8 protein-coding genes are annotated in these 9,171 nt (G+C 70.2%); 5 read left to right on the top strand and 3 right to left on the bottom strand.

What is annotated here, in order from left to right:
- Positions 1-103: 103 nt before the first annotated feature.
- On the bottom strand, positions 104-616 hold the full coding sequence (locus AB0A69_RS32390) for a hypothetical protein (protein ID WP_361429444.1): 513 nt from the start codon (positions 614-616) through the stop codon (positions 104-106).
- A 720-nt stretch (positions 617-1,336) separates the two neighbouring features.
- Here AB0A69_RS32390 and AB0A69_RS32395 point away from each other — a divergent pair.
- The 5 genes from AB0A69_RS32395 to AB0A69_RS32415 all read left to right on the top strand — a co-directional run bounded on the left by AB0A69_RS32395 (position 1,337) and on the right by AB0A69_RS32415 (position 6,994).
- Positions 1,337-2,542, top strand: coding sequence for an MFS transporter (locus AB0A69_RS32395; protein WP_361429464.1), 1,206 nt, complete (start codon positions 1,337-1,339; stop codon positions 2,540-2,542).
- Entirely contained in the window at positions 2,532-3,740 is a 1,209-nt protein-coding gene (locus AB0A69_RS32400) for a methyltransferase (RefSeq protein WP_361429446.1), read from the top strand. Before AB0A69_RS32395 ends, AB0A69_RS32400 begins: the two co-directional genes overlap by 11 nt.
- A gap of 228 nt (positions 3,741-3,968) precedes the next feature.
- Positions 3,969-4,679 carry an NUDIX domain-containing protein gene (locus AB0A69_RS32405; RefSeq protein WP_361429448.1) on the top strand — a complete coding sequence of 237 codons (711 nt, stop codon included), beginning with the start codon at positions 3,969-3,971 and terminating at the stop codon, positions 4,677-4,679.
- Positions 4,680-5,234: 555 nt separating this feature from the next.
- Positions 5,235-6,026 carry a class I SAM-dependent methyltransferase gene (locus AB0A69_RS32410; RefSeq protein WP_361429450.1) on the top strand — a complete coding sequence of 264 codons (792 nt, stop codon included), beginning with the start codon at positions 5,235-5,237 and terminating at the stop codon, positions 6,024-6,026.
- A 521-nt stretch (positions 6,027-6,547) separates the two neighbouring features.
- On the top strand, positions 6,548-6,994 hold the full coding sequence (locus AB0A69_RS32415) for a hypothetical protein (protein ID WP_361429452.1): 447 nt from the start codon (positions 6,548-6,550) through the stop codon (positions 6,992-6,994).
- 303 nt (positions 6,995-7,297) lie between these two features.
- Here the strand turns inward: AB0A69_RS32415 and AB0A69_RS32420 are convergent, their stop codons facing one another.
- Together AB0A69_RS32420 and AB0A69_RS32425 are read right to left on the bottom strand one after the other, a co-directional pair.
- Entirely contained in the window at positions 7,298-7,993 is a 696-nt protein-coding gene (locus AB0A69_RS32420; protein WP_361429454.1) for a hypothetical protein, read from the bottom strand.
- Positions 7,994-8,304: 311 nt separating this feature from the next.
- Complete coding sequence (locus AB0A69_RS32425) at positions 8,305-8,736, bottom strand: hypothetical protein (RefSeq protein ID WP_361429456.1); 432 nt, start codon at positions 8,734-8,736, stop codon at positions 8,305-8,307.
- Positions 8,737-9,171 lie beyond the last annotated feature (435 nt).

A 9,171-nucleotide genomic window follows, 5' to 3' on the forward strand; every position in this document is an offset into this window, starting at 1 on the left:
TCGCGTCCGCGCCCCACCGCCCACCACATGCTCGAAGTGGCCCGCGCGGTCTCGTCACCGCCGGGCCACCGGAGACTCGACCGATGACGACCGACGACGTTGCTCAGACCAGGCTGGCGAGCGGTTCGCCGTAGTAGTGCTCGCCGTAGTAGTGCTCACCGCCGACCAGGACCGAGGTGACGTACAGGGGGAGACCGCCTCGCGTTCGGGGGACCTCCTGGGAGGTCTGGCGGGTGAAGCCCAGGGAAACACCGGGGACGAACGGGTACTCGTGATCGGTCCGGTCGACCGTCCACCCGCGGTTCTCCGCCCGCTGGAAGAGGTCCTCGGCCGGTGTCGTGAAGACGTCGTCGCCGTCGAGGAGCACGCGGACGTCGGTGTGGCGGCCTTCACCCGGCCACCACAGCTCCACCGCGGTAACGGACTTCCCGGCGTCTTCCAGCAGCACGTTGACCCCGGTCTCGTCGCACGCCGTGTGGATCGTCGTCGACGGATCGTCGTGGTCGTACGCGATCTCCGGTATCCCCCAGGAGGCGACCGCCTCGACGGCCTCATCGAGCGTCATGCCCAGCCGTACGGGGCCGGCGCCGCGGGGCGGCTCCAGGACGAGGTCCATGGGAACGTCTGCCTTTCCTTGTGCCTGCGTCCGCTCCCGGCCACCAGTCACCAGTCAGGTTCGCCGGCTGCGTCTGCCGGTGCCGACGGTAGCCGAGCCCACCAGCCTCCCGTACGCAGGGTCCAACGGCCGCCCGGAGCGCGGCGGCGCGGCCGTGAGGTGGCATACGGGGGTGGCAGGGGCGTCGAGCGCCGGCGTCCACGGTCAGCCGCTGGCTTTCACCGCTACGGCGTCAGCCTCGTCTGACGCCCCCTCCACATCCAGCCATCCCGGTGACCCGCCCTCCAGGCGGGCCATCGGTTCATTGGCGCATCGGCGTTTCGGCCATCCGCCCTCGGCCGTGCGCTCTCGCGCAGCAAGGGTCGGTGCACTGCGCACCTGCGGGCAACCCCTCAATTCCGGCGTGCGCAACCCGTCCGAAAGAGCGCGTGTTCGAAATCGTGGCGGCGTCGTTGAACACGCCGACACCACGACCACGCCTCCGACAGGGAACACATTGCCGCAAGCCGCACAAACCCACCAAAGGTTGTGGCCACGGCCACGGCCACGGCCAGCGTCTTGGACACCGATGGTGCTCCGCACCGTCCGCCGGCCACAACGGAGCCGATCGTGACGGCCGACAGCCCAGCCCGGGACACGGCAACACCGACCGCAGCCGCCGGAGCAGGCATTCCTCTGCGGCACAACAGGTCCTTTCGCGCGTACTGGGCCGGCGAGGCGGTGACCCTCGCGGGGGCATCGGTCCACGGCGTGGCGCTCCCGGTGGTCGCGGTGCTGGAGCTGGACGCCTCCCCCGGCCAGGTGTCGCTGCTGGCCGCCGCGTCCACGGTGCCGGCGTTCGTCCTCGCTCTGCCCGCCGGGGTGGCCGGCGACCGGTACCCCAAGCGACGGATCATGGTCGGCACCGATCTCGTCGCGGCCGCGGTGGTGTCCGTGGTGCCGGTCTGCTGGGCTGCAGGGGTCCTGTCCGTGCCCGTCCTCTACGCGGTGGCGCTGCTGTTGGGGGCGCTGACCGTGCTGCATCAGGCCGCGTCGATCGCCATCGTTCCGGAGATCGTCGACCGGCGGCAGCTCCACCCGGCGAACAGAAGGATCGCCGCCGCGTTCTCGTTGGCGGACACTGCCGGGGCCTACGGTGGCACGCTCGTCGTGGGGCTCGTCGGTGGGGTCCGTGCCCTGTGGCTGGACGCGGCCTCGTACCTGGTGAGTGCCTGGTACGCCGCTCGGATCGGGCCGCAGCCCAGTGTGGTGCGGCGGGAGAGTCCTGACCGGCCTGCGCGGCTGCTCGCGGCCATCCGCGAAGGGGTCGGCTATGTGCTGCACGATCCGATACAGCGTCCCTTGGTGCTGTCGCTCGCCGGTCACGCGTACGCCGACGGGATCGTGACCACCTACTTCGCGTACACGCTGTTGACGCGGCTCGACTCCGGCAGCACCGGTCTGGGGCTCGTCATGGGTGTCACGGCCGTCGGCGGCCTCGCGGGGGCGGTAGTCGCCACCCGCCTCGTAGACCGGTGCGGGCCGGCGCGCGTGATGCTGGCCGGATTCCTCGCGTACGCCGTGTGCGGGGTGCCCCTTCTCGTCGCCCGGCCGGGGCCGGTGTGGCTGGGCGTGATCGCGGCCGCCGGCGCGCTGCGGACGGCGGCCGCGGTCGCGGCGGGCACGACGCAGCGGTCTCTCCGCCAGCAGCTGTGTCCGATCGAGCTGCAGTCGCGGGCCCAGCAGACGTCCGTCTGGCTGGTCACCGGCCTGCGGCCGGCCGCCGCCCTGACGGCCGGTGCCATCGCCGCCGCCTCCTCGGTACACGCCGCGCTGATCGCCGGAACCCTGCTCCACCTCGTGCCGGCGGCACTGCTGTGGGCCTCGCCGGTCCGCCGTCTGACCACCATGCCCGCTTCCGCGAAGGACGCCGTTCATGTCCCTTGACCTCCACACGGCGACGAGCCGTCGGCGCGCCGGCATCGTCGACCGGCTCTCGGCGGACGGCGTCCTGACCGATCCGCTGCTGCGTGACGCGCTGCTTCGCCTGCCACGCGAGGTGCTGCTCCCGCACGCGTACGTCCGGGTCAGCGGCCCGGCCGCGGACCCGATCGACTGGCGCCTCCTCGACGGCTCCCACCCCGACGACCAGGAGGAGTGGCTCGAACTGATCCACAGCGACGAGTCGATCCTGCTCCAGCGCAACGGCGAACCCCTCGACGCCCTCCCCCGCGGGCGGGTGACCGGTGGCCACATGACCTCCATGTCCACTTACACCCCCGCCACGGTCGAAGCACTCCAAACCATGCAACTGACAGCCGGGCAGCGGTATCTGGAGCTCGGGCCCGGGCCCGGCGTCTCCCTCGCGCTCGCCGCCGCCATCACCGGTCCCCATCTCGCCACCGGCGTGGAGCGGGACCGCCATATGACGGCTTTCGCCCAGCGGAACCTGGACCGTCTCGGCGTCGGCACGGAGGTGATCGAGGGTGACGCGCTTGAAGGGCACGACCCGCGGGCACCGTACGACCGGATCCACTCCGGCATCGGCGTTCCCCAGGTCCCGGCGGCCTGGGTGGAGCAGCTCGCACCGGGCGGCCGGCTGCTCACGACGCTCGTGACCCGCACCCCGAGCTGGCCCGGACAGCTGCTTGTCACCCGTACCCCGGCGGGCACGGTCGAGGCGGTCCTGCGGGGCCGGTCGCGCGGGTACCGGCCCTTGCTCGGCTACCGGTGGCTTAACGCCCTGGGCCACCGCGCCCGCGTCAAGGCCGCCCCCGGCAGGGCGCGACCGACCCGGCTCGCGCCACCGGCGGACGACGCCCACGGATTCTGGCTCGCCGCCGCGTACCTGGTCCCCGGCACGGTGCGGGACTTCCAGGCCGAGGCGATGACCATCGTCGCGCCCGAGGACGACTCGTGGGCCGTGGCCGGCCCGGGTGACGGCGTCGTGCGCGTCGATGGGCCGCGTGACGTCTGGGCTGAGCTCGAGAACCTCCACGCCCGCTGGGTGCAGGCCGGCCGGCCCGAGCGGTACCGGGTCGACCTCCGCGACACCGAGGCCCAGCGCGTCACCTCCGGGACGGGCCCGACGTCACTGAGCTGGACACTGCCCCCGCTCACAACCGTCCCCCGGCAGGTGCCATGACCCCGCCTCCTCGGATCGGCGTTGCCCTGCACGCCCCACCCCCACGGCTTCGACCCGGCGGCGACCGCACAAAACGTCGGTTGCACCGAACGCTCCGTCAAGAGCGCCGCCAGCGGCATGCGAACGCGGCTTCAGACGGAGAACCCCAACCACCGGGTCGCCTTCGCCCACCCATAAGGCCTCCTCGTCCAGCGCCCCGCTCGCCGCCCCAGCAGATGGGAGTTACTCGTGACCCAGCACGGCCCGCTTCATCGCCGAGCCGACATCCCCGCCTCGCCGCTCGTGAGCGCCGGCGGGCGGTACACCGTGCCGGTGGACGTGCACCTGCTCGCCGTCCGTGACGGAGGACAGGGCCCGGAAGTGCTGCTGTCCCGGCGGGCCGGCGAGGTGTACGCGAGCGGTCTATGGCACGCGCCGTCGGGTCATGTGGAGCGCGAGACCGTCGTCGACGCCGTCGTACGCGAGACGCGGGAGGAGACCGGTCTCGTCGTGGACCCTGCGGATGTGCGGGCGGCCGTCACCGTGCACCACCGGCCGCCGGACGGGCAGGCGAGGGTCGGGTTCTTCTTCGAGGTCCGCCGCTGGAACGGCACCCCGCGGGTCAAGGAACCGGACAAGTGCGACGCGGTGGAGTGGTTCCCGCTCGACGAGCCACCCGAGCCGATGGTCGCCTACTGCCGAGCCGGACTCGACGCCTACCGGGCCGGCGCGACGGTCGCGCTGCACTTCCAGGAACCCGGCGACCCGATCGCCTACGCCCCGTCCGCAGACCGGCTGGCCCTGGTCGCCGATGCCGGCAGACGTGGTGCCGTCATGGACGACGCGGTGCGCGCCTTCGCCGAACAGGCGGTGGGCCGGATCACCCCGTGGACAGACCCCTCCTGGGCATGGAAGGAGAGCCGCGTATGGCGGGCGCGCGGCGCCGAGGGCGGCACCTGATGCGTCAAGATCCACCAGAACGACCGCTTCCACCACCGCGAAGTCGCAGCGCTTCGTGGCTGGAATCAGTGTTGTCGGTCCAGATCGACCACTCGGCGCCCGCGACGTACGGGGTACAGGAGCAGAGGCGGGCTCGTCTGCGACGGTGCGAAGAGGTAGCGGTCCAGCATGAGCGCGGCGTCGGCGAGAATCTCGGGGTCGCTTCGGTGCTCCTGCGGAAAGCTGGGGCGAGCAAGTCGGCCCCGACTTCTTCAGCGAGTCGACAGCGTCGCCGGGACTCCTCGGTGTTCGGCATCGCGTAGCCGCAGACGAGTGCCTTGTGCACTCGCTCCGAAGGCACCGACCGGGTCATCAAGACCGTCGCCCGCGATACGCCTACGGCTTCCGCAACCCCGTCAACCGGCGCCTACGCACCCGCTGCGCAACCATCGGCGAGCCCGTGGGCACTTCGACGCCCGCACATTTCGTTGAGCCCGCGCCTGTGATCGTGTTGGCTAGCGGTGCCGAACCGTCGGTACCGCTGGTGTCCGCTTGGCTGTGGCAGGGGAGTCGAACGTGCAGGACCCTATCGTCGACCCCGGTGCCCATAATCGGGCAGCCTGGGACAGGTATGTCGAGGAAGGCAACGAGTGGTCGAGGCCGGTGAGTGCTGAGGATGTCGAGCGCGCCCGCATGGGCGACTGGTCGATTGTTCTCACCGGGCGTGAGCCAGTCGACCGCTCCTGGCTGCCGACGGACCTGACCGGCAAGGACGTGTTGTGCCTGGCCTCCGGCGGCGGCCAGCAGGGTCCGATCCTCGCCGCCGCAGGGGCGCGGGTCACCGTGTTCGACAACTCGGCCCGTCAGCTCGGCCAGGACCAGATGGTGGCGGCGCGCGACGGACTTGAACTGCGTACCGTCCTGGGTGACATGCGCGACCTCAGCGCCTTGGGCGACGCAGCATTCGATGTTGTGTTCCACCCGGTCTCGAACCTGTTCGTACCCGACTTGGCACCGGTGTGGCGTGAGTGCTTCCGCGTCCTGCGACCGGGCGGAACTCTGCTCGTGGGCTTCCTCAACCCTGATGCGTACTTGTTCGACCACGAGGCCCTCGACGAGCGCGGCGAGCTGGTCGTCGTGCACAAACTGCCCTACAGCGATGTCACGCATTACTCCGCCGAGGAACGCGCCACGAAGTTCGGCGCGGGCGCCCCTCTTGAATATAGCCACACCCTCACCGACCAGATCGGCGGGCAACTCGCCGCGGGGTTCGTCCTCACCGGCTTCGCAGAGGCACCTCACCAATCCAACGCATCCGCCCCATACATGTCGACCTATTTCGCGACGCTGGCGGTCAAGCCAGGCTGACCCAGCATCAAGGAGCCGCCTGACACTGCCGGGCTGCGGCTGGCCCGCTGACGTGCTCGCTGGCCTCATCCAGACGGGTCCAGTCATCCCCGGACTGCTCGAGGACATCTTCATTCGCTCCACCGCGACGTCAGTTGTACGGCACGGGGCTGCGCCTCCACGTCCTTGAACGCCTCCACGTCCCGCGCGTCGCCTCATGCCAGCCCTTGCCGAACACCTGCAGGAAGCAAGTCCGAGCCCCGCGCCCCTTCATCGGCGAGACGGCCGACCGCTGGTGGCTCCACCTCCCCTCCGTGCCAGAGGGCAAGCCTGGTGGTCCCCTGTGGGAGGGAACGGCCACCGCCGAGGCCGCCATTCCCCCACAGTGCCCCGCCCACTGCTACAGGCATCGCACGCCACCCGGACTCCGTCATCGCCGGCCTGGCTCTGCCCTGGAGCTCAGGCGTCGTGGAAGGCACGTCAACCGGATCAAGGTGCATGTCGGGTCGGACAGGCTCATCCAGGCAGGCCTGGACGCGCTGATGGCGGGGGTCGAGAGCCCGTCTCTGGCCATGCTGGCTGGACTCCTCCGGAGTGAAGAGCCCGAAGCGCCAGAGTTTTTCGACCAAGTACTGGAGGAACTGGGACTGCTCTTCCGCCCACCCGCGGACCCCCGGGCCGCGAAGTGGGCGATGGCTTACTGGATCGCCGGCCAGATCGCCGACGGATCGCTGGATCCCGCCGCCGGTACTCACCTCATCCGGGCAGACATCGCCTACGACCTCGGCTATCCCGAAGAGCTGGAACCACTTGTGCAGTGCGCCCACAACCTAGACGTCTGGGAGGAGAGCTGGGGAGTCTCCGTCGAAGAACTCAACGGGGAAGCGGTCGAGGCAGCGAAACAATTCCTTAGCAAGAGGTCTGCAGCCGAGGCCGGAGACTCAACCGAGGTTCGTTCTCGCCATCGGGATTGGTCAACCGCGGGCTGATCCGCTCACTCAGCGCGGCCGCACCGCAGAAGCTGTGCCAGAGCCACTTCACGTGAACGGAACCACGTTGGGAGCCCGGGATGGCGTATCCAAGTTCTGCCCGAGCCCACAGCAGCTGACGATCCAGACCTCCACGTCGGCTGGCTCCCGCGACAGCGAGGACCGCCGACTACGCTACGACGCCGGCGTCGTCCGATAATGGCCGACCGCGCCCCGGGCCACCACGTCCGCGCGAGGTATCGACGGCGAGCAGACCGTACGCAGCCGCTGAGCGGCATGCCACGGCTTGGGCCGGTGCCTTGATCAGGCCCACCGGGTCAGGTCGTAGATCTCGTCGCAGACCTCGTCGCTCATCACGAGGACGCGGTGTGCGGCGAGCGTCTCGGGGGCGTCCGGGTTGAGGATGGCGATGACCTTGGCCGAGGCCCACCAGCCCACCAAGCGCGGCTGGCCGCTCTCGTCGTCCCGTACGGCGAGATCGACTCCGAGGACGCGGTCGCCGCGTGCCAGGTAGACGCGTACGACGTCGGGGGTGCGCAGATCGAAGCCGATCAGCCGGTACAGGTGGGAGTCCACGGAGGCGGCGGCGCCGTGCCACAGCGGATCGCCGACGAGGTCGCCGACCACGTAGTCGAGCCCATCCGACGGAGTGACCTCTATGTCCTGGGAGACCTCTCCCCGTGCGACGAGTTCCTCCACGTCGACGACGGCGTGCCGGTGCCCGTGCTCGTACGGAATGCCGGCCAGGCCGCCGCGGTGAGCAAGCCGCGCGGTCGCGCGCAGTGCTCCCGCGTACCACCATGTCCCGATCTGCCCGCCATCGGGCCATGCCCTGGGCAACAAGACGACCAGGCTGCCCGACGAGGCGCTCACCAGACGAACCCGGTAGGACGCCTCGCCTGCCGGATAGGCGGCGTGGAGGTAGTAGTCGGTGCCGGGCAGCGGCACGCCGATGAAGCGCCGCAGGGTCAGCAAGACGCGGGAGGAGGAGTCGTCCATGCCGACAGCCTTCCCGATCCCCATTCCCCGGCCGCCGGCCCGCGCGCGTTGGTCGAAGCGGGTTGACCCAGTCGGTGTACAACGTCTGGCCACGGCAGAAGGCGGTCAACATCACCTACGTCCTGCAGGGGGCCCGCTGCACCGGCGACCTCGGTTTCGCCGCGCATCCGGGTGAGAGCACCGTCTCAACCGCCGGCTGGAGCCTCCGGATCAACGAGGACTCGTCCGCCGGTCACGTGCGGAGCCAGATGAAACCGGTCGAGCCCCAAGCAAGAGCGGCGACGACGACTTCAGCACCTGTCCGGCCCCGGTCACCAGCACGACCGCGGGTCTTGTACGTGCTCTGGCGAGTGCCGGTCCTCTCCCCTGCCCAGGCCGGTCCGGACCAGAAAACCGGGGTCCGCGTCCCACTGCGGGGCAGCGATGTGCACCCGCTGGGTGCCGGGGATACCGACCTCGACGAGAGCTCCGCCGCGGAACATCCACAGACCGAACAGGTCGTCGTCCTCGTCGTGCAGCATGACCTGCACGCAGGCGGGCTCGTTCCACGGCAGGGACTCCAGGTCCTTGAGCACGCCGCGGCGCTGGTTCCACCGCTCGAACTCGATGTGCCAGCCTCCTACGAACCAGGGGATCCGCACGAAGCAGCCGTGCCAGGAGCGGGCCTCGTCCGGGCGCGTCAGCGGCTCCATCACCTCGTCCTCGTACCGCGCCAACACGATGACCTGCGCCATTCTGCTCATGCCCACATGTCACACCGTGCCGGGTACCGAGGGCAATCGAGTTGGGCCCCGGAGCCGTGGGGACTCCGTCCGTATGCGGAGTCCGCCGCCGAGGACTTGTCGGCCGGTCACGTTCCGGAGCCAGATGGTGAGGGATGCGGCGACCGTGGTGCCGGGGTAAACGTAACGGCGCTTGTCGTAGCCGTGGCGACAACTGCCCCGCGCTCAGCCGCACCCTGTTCGCAGTGACCGAGTACCCGACCACCCCTCGGGACGGGCCCGCCACATGCGTCCCGCCGCGCAGCAGGCGCAGCAGTTCCGCGGCCCGCGGTGGGGTGTAGAAGTGGTGGATCGCGTCTTCTAAGGGCTGTCCCGTAACTGCTGGCCACGGGTGAGATGATCTTGTCGTGTCTGGTGTGATCACGGCGTCGGAGCCCTCCTGGATAGCCCCGTTCA

The sequence above is a fragment of the Streptomyces sp. NPDC045431 genome (assembly GCF_040646655.1).
In the GTDB taxonomy this organism is placed as follows: Bacteria; Actinomycetota; Actinomycetes; order Streptomycetales; family Streptomycetaceae; genus Streptomyces.

Coding starts and splice junctions, on each gene's coding strand:
- AB0A69_RS32390 (WP_361429444.1), bottom strand. CDS start 616: ATGGACCTCGTCCTGGAGCCGCCCCGCGGCGCCGGCCCCGTACGGCTG.
- AB0A69_RS32400 (WP_361429446.1), top strand. CDS start 2,532: ATGTCCCTTGACCTCCACACGGCGACGAGCCGTCGGCGCGCCGGCATC.
- AB0A69_RS32415 (WP_361429452.1), top strand. CDS start 6,548: ATGGCGGGGGTCGAGAGCCCGTCTCTGGCCATGCTGGCTGGACTCCTC.
- AB0A69_RS32420 (WP_361429454.1), bottom strand. CDS start 7,993: ATGGACGACTCCTCCTCCCGCGTCTTGCTGACCCTGCGGCGCTTCATC.
- AB0A69_RS32425 (WP_361429456.1), bottom strand. CDS start 8,736: ATGAGCAGAATGGCGCAGGTCATCGTGTTGGCGCGGTACGAGGACGAG.